14 protein-coding genes are annotated in these 14,822 nt (G+C 71.0%); 8 read left to right on the top strand and 6 right to left on the bottom strand.

The window, feature by feature from the left end:
- Positions 1-17 precede the first annotated feature (17 nt).
- Entirely contained in the window at positions 18-1,670 is a 1,653-nt protein-coding gene (locus CITRI_RS16650) for a DNA/RNA helicase domain-containing protein (protein WP_010143889.1), read from the top strand.
- A gap of 73 nt (positions 1,671-1,743) precedes the next feature.
- Here the strand turns inward: CITRI_RS16650 and CITRI_RS0106590 are convergent, their stop codons facing one another.
- From CITRI_RS0106590 to CITRI_RS0106580, 3 genes are read right to left on the bottom strand one after another with little or no spacing between them, the layout of a single operon-like run.
- Positions 1,744-3,369 (bottom strand): tripartite tricarboxylate transporter permease, encoded by a 1,626-nt coding sequence (locus CITRI_RS0106590; RefSeq protein WP_010143888.1) that lies wholly within the window; start codon positions 3,367-3,369, stop codon positions 1,744-1,746.
- A 1-nt stretch (position 3,370) separates the two neighbouring features.
- A complete protein-coding gene (locus CITRI_RS0106585; RefSeq protein WP_010143887.1) occupies positions 3,371-4,015 on the bottom strand; it encodes a tripartite tricarboxylate transporter TctB family protein in 645 nt (214 codons plus the stop codon).
- Positions 4,012-4,995 carry a tripartite tricarboxylate transporter substrate binding protein gene (locus CITRI_RS0106580; protein WP_029139098.1) on the bottom strand — a complete coding sequence of 328 codons (984 nt, stop codon included), beginning with the start codon at positions 4,993-4,995 and terminating at the stop codon, positions 4,012-4,014. Before CITRI_RS0106580 ends, CITRI_RS0106585 begins: the two co-directional genes overlap by 4 nt.
- Before the next feature lie 235 nt (positions 4,996-5,230).
- On the opposite strand from CITRI_RS0106580, the gene CITRI_RS16645 reads away from it, so the two are divergent.
- Together CITRI_RS16645 and CITRI_RS0106570 are read left to right on the top strand one after the other, a co-directional pair.
- Positions 5,231-7,069 (top strand): ATP-binding protein, encoded by a 1,839-nt coding sequence (locus CITRI_RS16645; RefSeq protein ID WP_010143885.1) that lies wholly within the window; start codon positions 5,231-5,233, stop codon positions 7,067-7,069.
- On the top strand, positions 7,066-7,926 hold the full coding sequence (locus CITRI_RS0106570) for a response regulator (RefSeq protein WP_010143884.1): 861 nt from the start codon (positions 7,066-7,068) through the stop codon (positions 7,924-7,926). Before CITRI_RS16645 ends, CITRI_RS0106570 begins: the two co-directional genes overlap by 4 nt.
- Before the next feature lie 51 nt (positions 7,927-7,977).
- On the opposite strand, the gene CITRI_RS0106565 is transcribed toward CITRI_RS0106570, so the two are convergent.
- Positions 7,978-8,358, bottom strand: a complete 381-nt coding sequence (locus CITRI_RS0106565) for a hypothetical protein (protein WP_040385843.1) — start codon at positions 8,356-8,358, stop codon at positions 7,978-7,980.
- A 151-nt stretch (positions 8,359-8,509) separates the two neighbouring features.
- Here CITRI_RS0106565 and tcuA point away from each other — a divergent pair, with 151 nt between their 5' ends.
- Positions 8,510-10,015, top strand: coding sequence for an FAD-dependent tricarballylate dehydrogenase TcuA (gene tcuA / locus CITRI_RS0106560; protein ID WP_010143882.1), 1,506 nt, complete (start codon positions 8,510-8,512; stop codon positions 10,013-10,015).
- Between the two features lie 166 nt (positions 10,016-10,181).
- Positions 10,182-10,829 (top strand): GntR family transcriptional regulator, encoded by a 648-nt coding sequence (locus CITRI_RS0106555; RefSeq protein ID WP_010143881.1) that lies wholly within the window; start codon positions 10,182-10,184, stop codon positions 10,827-10,829.
- A 40-nt stretch (positions 10,830-10,869) separates the two neighbouring features.
- Here CITRI_RS0106555 and CITRI_RS0106550 read toward each other — a convergent pair whose 3' ends face one another.
- Entirely contained in the window at positions 10,870-11,160 is a 291-nt protein-coding gene (locus tag CITRI_RS0106550; RefSeq protein WP_010143880.1) for a cupin domain-containing protein, read from the bottom strand.
- 251 nt (positions 11,161-11,411) lie between these two features.
- On the opposite strand from CITRI_RS0106550, the gene CITRI_RS0106545 reads away from it, so the two are divergent.
- Genes CITRI_RS0106545 through CITRI_RS0106535 form a run of 3 tightly spaced genes read left to right on the top strand, consistent with a single transcriptional unit; the run spans position 11,412 to position 14,118 of the window.
- Positions 11,412-12,368, top strand: coding sequence for a metal ABC transporter substrate-binding protein (locus CITRI_RS0106545; RefSeq protein ID WP_010143879.1), 957 nt, complete (start codon positions 11,412-11,414; stop codon positions 12,366-12,368).
- A complete protein-coding gene (locus CITRI_RS0106540; RefSeq protein WP_010143878.1) occupies positions 12,368-13,141 on the top strand; it encodes a metal ABC transporter ATP-binding protein in 774 nt (257 codons plus the stop codon). The genes CITRI_RS0106545 and CITRI_RS0106540 overlap by 1 nt, the downstream gene beginning before the upstream one ends.
- Positions 13,138-14,118: a metal ABC transporter permease gene (locus tag CITRI_RS0106535; protein ID WP_010143877.1), complete on the top strand. Its 981-nt coding sequence runs from the start codon at positions 13,138-13,140 to the stop codon at positions 14,116-14,118. Before CITRI_RS0106540 ends, CITRI_RS0106535 begins: the two co-directional genes overlap by 4 nt.
- Here the strand turns inward: CITRI_RS0106535 and CITRI_RS0106530 are convergent.
- Positions 14,099-14,779, bottom strand: a complete 681-nt coding sequence (locus tag CITRI_RS0106530; RefSeq protein WP_050813615.1) for a metal-dependent transcriptional regulator — start codon at positions 14,777-14,779, stop codon at positions 14,099-14,101. The genes CITRI_RS0106535 and CITRI_RS0106530 overlap by 20 nt on opposite strands.
- Between the last annotated feature and the right edge of the window lie 43 nt (positions 14,780-14,822).

Below are 14,822 nucleotides of genomic sequence, written 5' to 3'. Positions count from 1 at the left end.
GCTAACACCTCATCCGGATGTTCTCCGGTGACGGCCACACGGTCGAGAACCGCAACGAGGGCATCGTTGCCGGAGACTACTTTGCCCGCGAGTACTACCAGGAGACCTTCCGTCGGATCTTCGACCGGCTCCACGCGGACGGACTCTTCGTGCAGACGCGGTTGGAGATCATCAATCAGGACCTCTATAAGCTGTCGCCGTTCAAGGAACTCTCCCCCGAACAGGACGAGTCCGTCCGCGTGATGGCGGAAGCCGTCTTGGCGGACATTACTGCCGATTCGCAGGATCAACCGCCCAGCCCACCGATGGTGGTCACCGGCGGGCCAGGCACCGGCAAGACTGTGCTGGCAGTGGTGCTGATGAAGCTGCTCGCCGACCTTGCCACCCAGTCCGATGCCGAACTGGAGGATCTCATCCAGGACGGCCGCCCCTTCAGCGACCTGTTCACCAGGGAGAACAGGGATCGGCTTCAGGGCTTGCGGTTAGGGTTGGTCGTCCCGCAGCAGTCCCTGCGGAAGTCCATCAAGAACGTCTTCAAGCGAACTCCGGGGCTCAGCGCGGACCAGGTGGTGGATCCCTTCGCCATCGGATTACAGGACCAGAGCTACGACGTGCTGATCGTCGACGAGGCCCACCGACTGAGCCAGCGCGCCAATCAGTCAGCCGCTATGCACAACGCCCGGTTCCGCGAGATCACGGAGAAGCTCTTCGGTGCAGATGACCTCACCAGGACCCAACTCGATTGGATCCGAGCTAGGAGCCGCCACCAGGTGCTGATCCTCGACCCCCAGCAGACAGTGCGTCCTGCAGACCTCCCCCGAGCCACGGTGGACGCCCTGATAACTGGTGCGGAGTCCCAAGACCGACTCTTCACCCTGCAGTCTCAGCTCAGGGTCAATGCAGGCGACGACTACGTCGAGTTCTTCGGATCCGCGCTCCGAGCGACCAGGACCGACGGTCTCCCGCAGCCCCCTGAGGTCGGAGACTACGACCTGCGGATGTTCACGGATCTGGGACAGATGCGGGACGAACTCCTCCGCCTGGACGGCCGCCACGGCCTCTCACGCCTACTGGCCGGTTTCGCGTGGCCCTGGAAGAGCAAGAAAGACAAGACTGCGACCGACATCTCGATCGACGGACTCGACCTGAGATGGAACTCCACCGCGACCGACTGGGTCGGGACACAGAACTCCAGGTATGAGGTGGGATCGATCCACACGATCCAGGGATACGACCTCAACTACGCCGGGGTGATCATCGGCCCGGACCTGTCTTACGACGAGAGGACCGGCCGGGTAGTCTTCAACCGCGATTCGTACTTCGACGTCAAGGGCAAGGAGAACAATTCCAGGCTGAAGATCGAGTACACCGACGAACAGATTCGCGAGTACGTCATCAACGTCTACAACGTGTTGTTGACGCGGGGCATCCGCGGCACGTTCCTGTACGTCTGCGACGAACCTCTTCGGAAGCATCTCGCCAGCACATACTTCCCCGGGATCCTCTCGGGTGCCAGCGAGGCCCCCTTCGTCGGGACCTCACCAAAGACCTTCTCGGACTTCGCTTTCGATCCCGATCCCCGGGCCGCATACGCACCCGTGTCCCCGGACGCCCGGGCTGTCATGATGCCGGTACTCAAGCCTCGCGATGCCGGGGACGTCGTCACCTGAGGCGACTCTGAGACAGTGGAAAGCCGGGGTGGGGTGCCCATGGCACCCCACCCCGGCGTAGAGATCAAGCCGACTACACCCGGCTGCTCTCACGCTCCTCCGCGACCGCACCCTCCGACGGGCCGGCCGGGCCGGCGTCGGGCCCGCGTCCCTCACCACCGTGCGGACCGGACCCATCACCACCAGCACCCCCAGCCACCCGCTCCCGCCGGTGCCGCAGGTGCTGCAGCGCGGACACCGCCAGGGCCAGCGCCAGCACCGAGTACAGGATCACCGTCACCGGGCTGGAGACCAGGATGGACGGGTCGCCCTCGGACACGGTCAGCGCCCGGCGCAGCTCGGTCTCGGCCAGCGGGCCCAGCACCACGGCGATCAGCACGGGGGCCAGCGGGAACTGGTAGCGGCGCATGATGAACCCGAGCAGGCCCACCGCCAGCACCACCCACAGGTCCAGGGTGGCCGAGCTGATGGCGTACACCCCCAGCATGGACAGCACCGTGATCCCGGCGTACAGGTAGTGCCGCGGGATGTAGAGCATCTTGGCCCACAGCACCGCGAACTGCATGTTGAGGATGACCAGCACCACCAGGCCGATGAACAGCGAGGCCAGCAGGGTCCACACCAGGTCCCCGCTGCGCTCGAAGAGCAGCGGTCCGGGCTGCATGCCGTACTGCTGGAAGGCCGCGAGCATGATCGCCGCCGTCGCCGAGGTCGGCAGGCCCAGGGCCAGCAGGGCGCCCATCGCGGTGCCGGCGGTCGCGTTGCCGGCGGCCTCCGGGGCGGCCACGCCCTTGATCGAGCCGACGGTGCCGAACTCGGCATCACCACGGCGCTTGGCCAGCTTCTTCTCGGTGCCGTAGGCCAGGAACGTGGGGACCTCGGAGCCGCCGGCGGGGATGATGCCGAAGGGCACGCCGAACGCGGTGCCGCGCAGCCAGGCCGGCAGGGCCCGGCGGAAGTCCTTGCGGTCCAGGCGGGCCCGGCCGTTGGGCTCGATCTTCGTGGCGGAGGGATCCCGATGAATCCTGCCGGCGATGTGCAGCACCTCGCCCAGGGCCAGCAGGCCCACGGTGATGACCACGATCGAGATGCCGTCGAACAGCTGGGGCAGGCCCAGGGTGTACCGCACGGTGCCCGAGGGCCCGTCCACGCCGACCATGGCCAGCACCAGGCCGATGCCCAGGGCGGCCACGCCCTTGACCACGGACTCGGAGACCACGGAGGAGATCGCCAGGAAGGCGAACACGGCCAGGGCGAAGTACTCGGCCGGGCCGAAGGCGGTGGCCATCTTGACCAGGGTGGGGGCGAAGAACACCACGAGCGTGGTGGCGATCAGCCCGCCGACGAACGCGCCCACGGCGGCGGTGGCCAGGGCCTTGGCGGCGCGGCCGTCCTTGGCCATCCGGTGGCCCTCGAAGGTGGAGGCGATCGCCGAGGAGTTGCCCGGGGTGTTGAGCAGGATGCCCGCGGTGGAGTCACCGAACAGGCCGCCGAAGTAGACGCCGGCGAACATGATGAACGCCGCGGTGGGGTCCAGGGTGAAGGTGATCGGCAGCAGCAGGGCCACCGCCATGGCCGAGCCCAGCCCGGGCAGCACGCCCACGGCGGTGCCCAGGATGGCGCCGATGAACACCCACAGCAGGTTCATCGGGGTCAGCGCGGCGCCGAACCCCTCGAAGAGCATAGTCAGCTGTTCCATGTCAGAGCAGTCCTTCCAGGAAGCCCGAGGGCAGGTTCAGTCCGAGGCCGGCGTTGAAGGCCAGCTGGATGACGGCGGCGAACACCAGGGACACCACGATGTCGAACCCGGGGCGCTTGCTGCCCAGGGCCTTGCAGACGATCCAGAACAGTCCGGCGGCGGAGAACACCCAGCCCAGCACCGGCAGCACCAGGATGAACAGGGCGATGCCGCCGACCACGAGCCCGACGGTCTTCCAGTCCGTGTAGGTCTTCCAGTCCGTCGGCAGCGTGGCCTTCGGGTCCTGGCCGGCGATCCGGCGGCGTCCCTTCTCGGAGGCGTGGGCCAGGTCGCCCAGCAGGTCCGAGGAGAAGTCGGCGTTCTCCGCGTCGTCCGTGGGATCCGGCAGCCGCGGGGTGCGCAGGACCTGGATGGCGTGGACCACGGCCACCGCGTACAGCAGCACGCACACGATCGTGGGGAAGAACTGCGGTCCCGGCACCGAGGTGCCCAGCACCGTCATGGTCGCCGTCTCGTAGGCCAGCCAGGTGGCCAGGCCTGCCACCAGCACCGGCATGATCAGTTCGCTGCGCCCGGACCAGAAGGACCGACGCGCGGTCCCGCCGGCGGTGCGCTCCGGCGTCGGGGTCTCCATCAGGGTGCTCACAGGCCGAGTCCTTCCACGATGTCTTCGGTGCGGGCGATCTCCTCGTCGAGGAAGGAGTCGAACTCCTCGCCCACCATGTAGCTGTCCGTCCAGGAATTGCGTTCCAGCGCGTCCTGCCACTGATCCGTCTCCCGGTACTCGGCGACGATCTCCTTCAGCTCCTGCAGGGCCTCGCCCTCCACGCCGGGAGCCGCGGCCAGGCCGCGCCAGTTCGCCATGACGGCGTCCACGCCCTGCTCCTTGAAGGTGGGCACGTCCACTCCAGGCAGTCGCTCCTCGGAGGACACGGCCAGGGCCCGCAGCATGCCGGCGTCGATCTGGTCGGCCACCTCGTTGTAGCCGGACATCCCCGCCACGGTGGTGCCGGAGAGCATCGACGTCAGCGCCTCGCCGCCGCCGGAGTAGGCGATGTAGTTCGTCTTCGCGGGGTCGATCCCGACCTCCTCGGCCAGCAGCCCGGTGAGCAGGTGGTCGATCGAGCCCAGGGAACCGCCGGAGATGGAGGTCCCGCCCGGGTCCTTCTTCCAGGCCTCGATGAAGTCGTCCAGGGTCTGGTACGGGGAGTCGGCCGGGACCACGAGGGCGGCGAAGTCGTCGGCCAGGCGGGCCACGGGCTGGACGTCGTCCAGGGTGGCGCCGGCGTCGGCCAGCTCCACCGCGCCGACCATCACGCCGCCGGTGACCATCAGCATGTCCGAGCGGCCCTCCATCTGGGCGAACTGGCCCAGGCCGATGGTCCCGCCGGCGCCGGGCACGTTGACCACCTGGACGTTGTTGGAGATGCCGCCGGACTTGATGGCCTGCTGGGACTCGCGGGCGAACCCGTCCCAGCCGCCGCCGGGGGCGGCCGGGGCCATCAGCACCAGCTTGGAGCGGGCGGTGGCCTCGCCGCCGTCCGCGGCGGCGTTCACCAGGGCCAGCCCGACGACGCCGGCCGCAGCCACGCCGAGGATGGTCCTCTTGACTGTCCGTGTGCTCATTGCTTTCCGTACTCTCAGTGCGAAGGTCTGGTTGCGGCCCGCATAGGGTTGTGAGCCGGATCACTACCGTGGCAGACCCGTGACGCGTGGCACAGTGGAAAACTGGTTGTGGTCATAAGAGGTGGTTAAGAAAGTTCTGGTCACGAGCACCTCCGCCAGCCATCCCACCAGCAGTCCCCCACACCAGCCCCCGCAGCCCCCGCAGTCCCCGCAGTCCCCGAGCACAGGAGCAGCCATGGCCCTCGTCGGCGCCACGCCCCGCACCGGCCGGCGCATCCGCCGCCGGCTGCTGGCGCTGCAGGTGGCGATCGTGCTGGTCACCGTGCTGGCCGTGGCCGCGGTGGTGCTGTTCGTCCAGGACCGGTACACCCGGGAGCTGGCCTTCGAGGAGGTGGACACCGTGGCCACCGCGATCGCCGCGAACCCGGAGGTCATTGACGACGTCAACGACCCGGACGCCGCGGCGAGCATCCAGCCGATCGCGCACCTGGCCGAGCGGTCCGCGGGAGTCTCCTTCGTCGTCGTGGTCAACCGGGACGGGCTGCGGGTGGCGCACCCGGACCCGGAGCTGATCGGGCAGCCGGTGTCCTCGGACCACGGCCCCATCCTCAGCGGCGAGAGCTTCCGCGGGGTCGAGGAGGGACCGGTGGGGGTGACCCTGCGCTCCAAGGTGCCGATCTGGGACGGGGACACCGTGGTGGGCAGTGTCTCCGTGGGCATCCTGCAGTCGGAGATCCGCGCGGACCTGCTCGAGGTGGTGCTCGGCTTCGCGCCCTGGATCCTCGGCGCCGCGGCGCTGGGCACCGCCGTGGCGGCCTGGGCCTCGCGTTACGTGCGTCGGCGGATCTACGGGGCCGAGCCGGAGGAGATGGCCGGGCTGCACCAGTCCCGCCAGGCCCTGCTGCACAGCGTGGGCGACGGCGTGGTGGGCGTGGACGAGCACGGCACCATCACCCTCGCCAACGACGAGGCCCGCCGGCTGCTCGGCGTCTCCGCGGACGTGGAAGGACAGTTGGCCTCGGAGGTGCTGGACGAGGACGTCGCCGCCATGCTCCTCTCCCCCGCCGCCGGCCCCGAGGCCACCGGGTTCGTCCTGGCCGGCGAGCGCATCCTGCTGGCAAAGGCCCGGCCCGTGCTGGTCGGCGGCCGGCCGGTCGGGCGGACGCTGACCCTGCAGGACCGCACCGAGCTCGAGTCCACCTTCCGCGAGCTCGAGGGCCAGCGCAGCATGACCGAGGCGCTGCGCTCCCAGACCCACGAGTTCTCCAACCGACTGCACGTCATCTCCGGACTGCTCTCCCTGGGTGAGGCGGCGGAGGCCGAGGAGTACGTCCGCACGCTGACCGGGCCGCTCGGCAGCTCGGGGACCCCCGACCTCGGTGACGCCTCCCTCACCGCGCTGGTCGGCGCGAAGGCCGCGGTGGCCCGCGAGGCCGGCGTCGAGCTGACGGTGGCCGCGGACAGCGGCGCCGACCCGGACTGGCGCGCCGACGACGACACCCTCACCGTGGTGGCGAACCTGCTCACCAACGCGATCGAGGCGGCCGGCGACGGCGGCCGCGTCCTCCTCCGGGTCCGCGCCGGTGGTGCGGGGGCGGGGGCCGGTGACAGAGACGGCCGGAGTGCCGATCAGGGTGGCGGTGAGGATGCCGCCCGGTCCGAGGTGGCCGTCACGGTGGAGGACTCCGGCCCGGGGCTCGACCCGGCCGCCGCCGACCGGCTGTTCCGCTGGGGCGAGTCGACGAAACAGCGCGAGGGCACCACCGCTCCCCCGGTCGGCGGGCGCGGGGTGGGCCTGGCCCTGGTGGACCGCATCGTCCGACGCCGGCGCGGCCGGGTGCGCGTCGAGGCGTCACCGCTGGGCGGGGCCCGGTTCCACGCCGCGTGGCCGGGTGAGAATGACAGTGAAGTGCCCGCAGGCGGAGCGGCCGGCAGCCCAGCCGGTAGCGCGGCAGGCAGCGAGGCGATTCCGGAGGACCACGGCGCGACGCCGGCCGGTCGGGAGCAACGGACGGCCCCGGAGACGCGGGCGGACCAGGCGACACGAACAGACCAGGAGAGGAGGCTCGGGTGATCAGGACGCTGATCGTGGACGACGACTTCGCGGTGGCCGGGATGCACCGGCGCTTCGTGGAGGCCCTCGAGGGCTTCGAGGTGGCCGGCGTGCTGGAGCGCGGGGTGCCGGTGGCCGGGTTCCTCGCCGAGCACGAGGTGGACCTGGTCCTGCTGGACGTGCACCTACCGGACCGCAGCGGAGTGCAGGTGCTGGAGGACCTGCGCGCGGCGGGTTCGGACGTCGCCGTGATCATGGTGACCGCCGCCTCCGAGCGGGACACCGTCCGCCGCGCGGTGGGCCAGGGCGTGGACGGCTACCTGGTCAAGCCCTTCAGCCGCGACGAGTTCAACGAGCGGTTGCTGGCCTTCGCCGCCCTCTACGCCGATCCCGCCGGCGCCGACCAGCAGTCGCTCGACGAGGAGGAACTGGACCAGGCCGAGATCGACCGCCTCGTGCGCGGGGCCGCCGGGCTGCAGCCGCGCGCCGAGGGGTCGGCCGCGAGCGCGCCCGCCGGCACGGTGACCGGTGAGGCGGCCGGCGGGGCGGGTGAGGCCGGGAGGACCGCCGGGCCCGGTGGCGCCGCTGCCGGCTCTCCCAGCGGGGCCACCGAGGGCGCGGCCGCCGAGGCTGGGCTCCCCGCCCGGTTGCCCAAGGGCTTCTCCGTCCCGACCCTGCGCCTGGTGGCCACGGCCCTGCAGGAGGCCGGGGCCGGCGTCGACCGTTCGGCGCGGGAGGTGGCTGAGGCCTGCGGCATCTCCCGGGTCAGCGCCCGGCGCTACCTGGACCTGCTGACCAGTCACGGCCTGGCCGAGCTGCGCCCGCGCTACGGCGCCACGGGCCGCCCGGAACACCGCTATCTCTGGACGGGCGACTGACGCGCACCCGCCACGGCAGGGCCGGCCAGCGCGGTTGTCGAGGCGCCGGGACTACGCCGTCTCGTGCAACCGGTCCGTCGGCAGCTCCACCGTGATGGTGGCCCGCAGGTCGGCAGCCTGGGCGACGGGCCCGGACAGGTCGTCGAGGGCGCGGGCCACGGTCAGCCGGTCGCGGTGCACCTCCTGGATGAGCACCTTCACCCGGCTGCCGTCCCCGGTGTCCAGCCACCAGGCCTCGGCGAGCATGGAGAGCCCCAGTGCGTCGAGCAGCGCCTCGGCCTTGTCCAGCTCCATGGGCTCCCCGCGGCGGCGCTGCAGCAGGTCGAACGGCACGAACCCGCCGTCCTCGGTGCAGTGGATGTAGCCGACGTGCTCGCCGTCCGCGCCGCGGACGTGGTCGAAGGTGTCGGTGCTCGGCATCCCCAGGCTCATGCCCGCCATGCTACGGCCGGACTGAATCTGCCCCCCGTTCTGCCCCCCGTTCCGCCGTCCGATCCGAACCCTTGACGTCACTGTGCACGACTGTATACAGTCGTGCACAGCAATCGACCGCGGCGCGAGACGCCCCACTGGAAGGCACCCCATGACCACCTCCGCACCCGAGACCACCCGCGAGGACCAGCCCGCCCTGGACGCCGACGTCATCGTCGTCGGCGGGGGCAACGCCGCCTTCACCGCCGCCCACGCCGCAGCCGTGCGCGGCCGCAAGGTGCTGCTCCTGGAGAAGGCGCCGAAGGACGAGTTCGGCGGCAACAGCTACTACACCGCCGGCGCCACCCGCATCGCCCACGCGGGCCTGGAGGACCTGGCCGACCTCGTCGAGCCGGACGAGCGTCACGCGACCACCGTGGTGCCGCCGTACTCCCCCGAGGACTACACCGCGGACCTGGTCCGCGTCACCGAGGGCCGCAACGACCCGGACCTGACCGAGGCCCTGGTCCACGAGGCCGCCCCGAACCTGCGCTGGCTGAAGTCCCTGGGCCTGAAGTACCGCCTGATGTACGAGCGCCAGGCCTACCAGCGCGAGGACGGCTCCTACCTGTTCTGGGGCGGGCTGCACGTGGGCAACGTCGGCGGCGGTGAAGGCCTGATGCACGACCACCTCGCCGTGGCCGAGAAGCTCGGCACCGAGGTCCGCTTCGGCCAGGACGTGTTCGGGCTGGTCGTGGAGGACGGGAAGGTGCGCGGCGTGCAGGTCCGCCAGCAGGACGGCACGGTGACCGAGCTGCGCGCCGAGTCCGTGGTCCTGGGCGCCGGCGGCTTCGAGTCCAGCGCCGAGTGGCGCCGCGAGCACCTCGGCGAGGGGTGGGAGAACGCCAAGGTGCGCGGCACCCGGTTCAACAACGGGGACATGATCGCCGCCGGCCTGGCCATCGGCGCCCAGAAGGCCGGCGACTGGTCCACCTGCCACTCCACCCAGTGGGACGCGTTCAACCCGGACAACGAGTCCAACCGCGAGCTGACCAACCGCCTGACCCGCCAGTCCTACTTCCTGGGCATCATCGTCAACACCGAGGGGAAGCGCTTCGTGGATGAGGGCGAGGACTTCCGCAACTACACCTACGCCAAGTTCGGCCGCGAGATCCTCAAGCAGCCCGGTTCGGTGGCCTACCAGGTCTTCGACGCGAACCTGCGGGCCATGCTGCGCACCGAGGAGTACGACATGCCCGGCATCTCCGTGGAACAGGCCGACACCCTCGAGGAGCTCGCCGCAAAGATCGGCGTGGACCCGCAGTCCCTGGCCACCACGGTGGCCGACTACAACGCCTCGATCGACACCTCGGTGGCGTGGGACCCGACCGTCAAGGACGGCCGCAAGGCGGACACCACCCCGGTGAAGTCCAACTGGGCCACCCCGCTGACCGAGGGCCCGTTCTACGCCTACGCCGTCACCTGCGGCATCACCTTCACCTTCGGCGGGCTGAAGTCGGACACCCACGGTCGCGTGCTCGACGCCCAGGGCGAGGCCATCCCCGGCCTGTACGTGTGCGGGGAGATGCTCGGCGGGCTGTTCTCTGCCAACTACCCGGGCGGTTCGGGCCTGGCGGCCGGCGTCGTCTTCGGCCGCCGCGCCGGTACGCTGGCCTGACAGCCTGACCCACCGGCCGGCGTCGTGCCAGTGAGGCCCGACGCCGGCTGGCAGGACCCGGTGCGCGTCCCGCCCCTGCCCCGCCGGGCGGGGGCGGGACTCGTCCGAGATCGACCCAGCATCGAGACGGCGGAGAGCCGCAGCAGACCAGCAGGAAGGACAGCCGATGGCCGTGAAGGTGGATGCGACCGCGATCCATGCCGCGCTCAAGGCCGAGATCCTGCACGGCGCGCACGAACCCGGCACGCCCTTCCGCGAGGTGGGCCTGGCGGAGCGCTTCGGGGTCTCCCGCACCCCGGTGCGCGAGGCGCTGGGACGGCTGCAGCAGGAGGGTCTGCTCGAGCGCGGCGTCCGCGGGCTGCAGGTGCGCCGCCTCGACCCCGAGGAGCTGATGCAGGTGTACGACCTGCGCATCCTGCTCGAGGGACAGGCCGCCTTCGAGGCCGCGAGCGCCCGCACCGAGATGGACCTGGTGCGCCTGGACGCGCTACTGGCCCGGGACCGCGAGCTGCAGGACCCGGACAACGCCACCCGGCTGACCACCAACGTCGAGTTCCACGAGGCCCTGTGGTCGGCCACCCGGAACCCGGTGCTCAAGGACCTGCTGGACCGGCTGGCCACCCACCAGATCCACGCCCCCGTCTCCACGCTCACCCGGCCCGGGCGCTGGGACCAGGCCCTGGACGAGCACGAGCACATCGTGGACCGCATCCGCGCGCGGGACGGCGAGGCGGCACGCGAGGCCATGCGGGCGCACATGACCACCGCCCGGACCCTGCGGCTGGCGATGTTCCAGGACGCGGCGCGGCGGTAGGCCCTCGCCCCCTGGACGTCACGTCATGGTCGGTGGCCCGTTACAGGTGCTCCACCTCCACGAAGACGACCGTGCCTGACGCCTCCCGGTTCTCCACCCGGTGCTCGGTGCCGGCGGGACGGGTGTAGCTCTGCCCCGTCACGAGCTCGGCCACCACCTCGCTGCCGTCGGCATTCGTCACGTGCATGGTGCGGGAGACGAGCGGGATCACCACGTACTCGTGGTCATGCCGGTGCATGGGGATGGTCTGTCCGGGGTCGAGCGTCCACTTCGTCACGCGAAAGTGGTCGTTCTCGAGCTGGACCTCGCAGCGGGGGGACTCAGCGCTCATGATGCTCCTTCGCGACTGCAGGGGCTGGCGTGTGACGACTGACACAGCATAGGCCGGATTCTCGCTGCGCCAGGCGCACCCCTGACGGCGAGACCGAGTCTCCGCTAGTGGAGAGAGGGACCCGCACCGCGCCCCGTCGCACGCCGCGAGGACGGCACTCCAGCCCTGCCGCCCTGCGCGAGTTCGCTGCTATCCTCTTTTTTGTTCGTCAAGACGAACATTTGCGGGAATGCGTGATGGAGGGAGTCGCGATGGCGCGACACAAAGGATGGGCGACGGTCCTGGCCGCCGCCCTGACGGCAGCAACCCTGGGACTGACGGGGTGCTCGGGGCCGGCCGGGACGGACGGTGACGCCGGCAACGGGGCCCAGGGAGCGGACCCGGACGCCCCCATGGTCCTGACCACGTTCACCGTGCTGGCGGACATCGCCCGGAACGTGGCCGGGGAGCACCTGCGGGTGGAGTCGATCACCAAGGTCGGGGCGGAGATCCACGGGTACGAACCGACGCCCCGGGACGTGGCCAAGGCCTCCGAGGCGGACCTGATCCTGGACAACGGCCTGAACCTGGAGCTCTGGTTCGAGCAGTTCTCGGACCAGGCCGGCGTGCCGCACGTGGTGGTCTCCGAGGGCGTGGAGGTCCTGGACATCACGGGGGACGCCTACGCCGGCCTGCCGAACCCGCACGCCTGGATGAGCCCGCAGAACGTGCAGGCCTACGTGGACACCATGGTCGCCTCGTTCAGCGACCTCGCCCCCGAGCACGCCGCGGACTTCGCCGCCAACGGGGACGATTACAAGGCGCAACTGCAGCAGGTCCAGGACGACCTCGTCGAGGACCTCGCGCACCTGCCCGAGCAGCAGCGCGCCCTGGTGACGTGCGAGGGGGCGTTCTCCTACCTGGCCCGGGATGCCGGACTGGAGGAACGCTACATCTGGCCGGTCAACGCGGAGCAGCAGGCCACCCCGCAGCAGATCGCGGACACCATCGAGTTCGTCCGGGACCAGGACGTCCCGGCGGTGTTCTGCGAGTCGACGGTCTCGGACGCGCCCATGCAGCAGGTGGTCGCGGCCACGGACGCCGTCTACGGCGGCACGCTGTACGTGGACTCCCTCTCCGAGCCCGACGGGCCGGTCCCCACCTACCTGGACCTCATCCGCCATGACGCGGACACCATCGTCGCCGGGCTCACGGGACAGGGCGACTGATGGGCGCCATCGAGGTCACCGACGTGGTCGTGCGGTACGGCAACGTGCTCGCCCTGGACGGCGTCAGCGCCGGCGTCGCCCCCGGGCGGGTCACCGGACTGATCGGGATGAACGGCTCCGGCAAGTCCTCCCTGTTCAAGACCGTCATCGGCAGCCTGCGCCCCGAGCGCGGACAGGTCCGCATCGATGGCCACTCCCCCACGGTCGCCCGGCGGCAGGGATTGATCGGCTACGTCCCGCAGAGCGAGGAGGTGGACTGGGCGTTCCCCGTCTCGGTCCGGGACGTGGTCATGATGGGCCGCTACGGGCGCCTCGGCCTCACCCGCCGGCCGCGGGCGGCCGACCGGGCTGCCGTCGAGCAGGCCCTGGAACGGGTGGAGCTGACCGACTACGCGGACCGGCAGATCGGCCAGCTCTCGGGGGGCCAGCGCAAGCGGGCCTTCGTGGCCCGGGGCCTCGCCCAGGACGCCCGCGTGCTGCTGCTGGACGAGCCCTTCGCCGGCGTGGACAAGGCCTCCGAGGCCACGATCGTGCGGTTGTTGCGCCAGTTGGCCGACGACGGCCGGACCGTCCTGGTCTCCACCCACGACCTGCACGCCCTGCCCGAGTTGGCCGACGAGGCGATCCTGCTGATGCGCCGGGTGCTGTTCCACGGGCCGGTGGCCGAGGCCCTGCGGCCGGAACGGCTCGCGATGGCCTTCGGCCTGGACCCCTCCGCGACCCCCGCCACTCCCGCGACCCCCGCCGCCCCCGACCGGATCGAGACGCCATGACCCCGCTCGAGCTGCTCCTGGAACCGCTCCAGTACGACTTCATGGTCCGCGCCCTGGCCACCGCGGCCATCGCCGCCGTGGTCTGCTCCCTGCTGTCCTGCTGGCTGGTACTGGTGGGTTGGTCCCTCATGGGCGACGCCGTCTCGCACGCCGTGCTGCCCGGGGTGGTGATCGCCTACGTGCTCGGCGTGCCCTTCGCGCTGGGCGCCCTGGTGTTCGGCTTCCTCGCCGTGGCGCTGATCGGCGGCCTGCGGGACACCAGCCGGGTCAAGGAGGACGCCGCCATCGGCATCGTCTTCACCACGCTGTTCGCCCTCGGTCTGGTGCTGATCTCGGTCACCCCCAGCCAGACGGACCTGAACCACATCATCTTCGGCAACATCCTGGGCGTCTCCACCGCCGAGCTGGTGCAGATCGGGGTGCTCGCCGCCGTCGCGTTCGCCGTGCTGGTCATCAAGCGCCGGGACCTGACCCTGTACGCCTTCGACCCCACCCATGCGCACGCGATCGGGCTGAACCCGCGCCGGCTGGGCGCGCTGCTGCTTGGTGTGCTGGCCCTGACCTGCGTGGTGACCCTGCAGGTGGTCGGGGTGATCCTGGTGGTGGCGCTGCTGATCATCCCCGGCGCCACCGCGTACCTGCTCACGGACCGCTTCGGGCGGATGCTGGTGATCGCCCCGCTGGTCTCCGTGGCCTGCTCGGTGGTCGGGATCTACCTCAGCTACTGGTTGGACGCCGCCTCGGGCGGGCTCGTGGTGCTGGTGCACGGCGCCGTGTTCGCCCTCGTCTACCTGTTCGGGCCGCGGCACGGGTTGCTGGGCCGGTACCTGACCCGACGGCGGCACGGGCCGGCCGGCGTCGGGCCTCCCGCCGGTGCGGCGGTCCCGGTCCCCGGGCCGGCAGATACTGCGGGCGGGGCGTCCCACCCGGTGCCCGGCGGGTCCTCCCCCACGGTCGCTAGCGCGGCGCCGCGCTGACCCAGACCATCTCCGCGGCCGGGCGCCCCAGGGCCAGGGCGTCGGCCCGGCCCTGCACCCGGACCTCGACCGAGTCCGAGTAGGGGGCCCCGGCCCGGACCTCGACCCGCGTGCCGACGCCGATACCGCGGTCCGCGAAGAACTGCAGCAGGCCCGGGTCCGCGTCCGAGATCCGCTCGACCGTGCCGGCGGTGCCCGGTTCCAGGGCCGAGAGCACGACGGCGTCCGGCAGGTCGACGGCCCCGTCCGGCCCGGGGATGGGGTCACCGTGGGGATCCCGGCGCGGGCGGCCGAGGTAGTCGTCCATGCGCTCGACCATGAAGTCGGAGACCGCGTGTTCCAGGGTCTCGGCCTCGTCGTGCACCTGGTCCCACCCGTAGCCCAGGACCTCCACGAGGAACGTCTCGATGAGCCGGTGACGGCGCACCATCTCCACGGCGAGCTGCCGGCCCTCCTCGGACAATTCGACCGACCCGTACGGGGAGTGCAGCAGCAGGCCCTGGTCGGAGAGCTTGCGGATCGCGTCCGAGGCCGTGGACAACCGGACCCCGGCACGGGCCGCGAGCGCCGAGGGCGTCACCGGTTCGTCCGACCACTCCTGCAGCACCCAGACGACCTTGAGATAGTTCTGGGAACTGGTCGAGAGCCGGGAGACAGACACGCTCACAGGATAGCGACACCGCGTCACCGGGCAGGGTGACCGC

The sequence above is a fragment of the Citricoccus sp. CH26A genome (assembly GCF_000224415.1).
Lineage (GTDB): Bacteria > Actinomycetota > Actinomycetes > Actinomycetales > Micrococcaceae > Citricoccus.
Note: the sequence above shows the minus strand (reverse complement) of the source record. Positions and strands in the feature narration are given on the sequence as shown.

Coding starts and splice junctions, on each gene's coding strand:
- CITRI_RS16650 (WP_010143889.1), top strand. CDS start 18: ATGTTCTCCGGTGACGGCCACACGGTCGAGAACCGCAACGAGGGCATC.
- CITRI_RS0106590 (WP_010143888.1), bottom strand. CDS start 3,369: ATGGAACAGCTGACTATGCTCTTCGAGGGGTTCGGCGCCGCGCTGACC.
- CITRI_RS0106580 (WP_029139098.1), bottom strand. CDS start 4,995: ATGAGCACACGGACAGTCAAGAGGACCATCCTCGGCGTGGCTGCGGCC.
- CITRI_RS16645 (WP_010143885.1), top strand. CDS start 5,231: ATGGCCCTCGTCGGCGCCACGCCCCGCACCGGCCGGCGCATCCGCCGC.
- CITRI_RS0106565 (WP_040385843.1), bottom strand. CDS start 8,358: ATGAGCCTGGGGATGCCGAGCACCGACACCTTCGACCACGTCCGCGGC.
- tcuA (WP_010143882.1), top strand. CDS start 8,510: ATGACCACCTCCGCACCCGAGACCACCCGCGAGGACCAGCCCGCCCTG.
- CITRI_RS0106555 (WP_010143881.1), top strand. CDS start 10,182: ATGGCCGTGAAGGTGGATGCGACCGCGATCCATGCCGCGCTCAAGGCC.
- CITRI_RS0106550 (WP_010143880.1), bottom strand. CDS start 11,160: ATGAGCGCTGAGTCCCCCCGCTGCGAGGTCCAGCTCGAGAACGACCAC.
- CITRI_RS0106545 (WP_010143879.1), top strand. CDS start 11,412: ATGGCGCGACACAAAGGATGGGCGACGGTCCTGGCCGCCGCCCTGACG.
- CITRI_RS0106540 (WP_010143878.1), top strand. CDS start 12,368: ATGGGCGCCATCGAGGTCACCGACGTGGTCGTGCGGTACGGCAACGTG.
- CITRI_RS0106535 (WP_010143877.1), top strand. CDS start 13,138: ATGACCCCGCTCGAGCTGCTCCTGGAACCGCTCCAGTACGACTTCATG.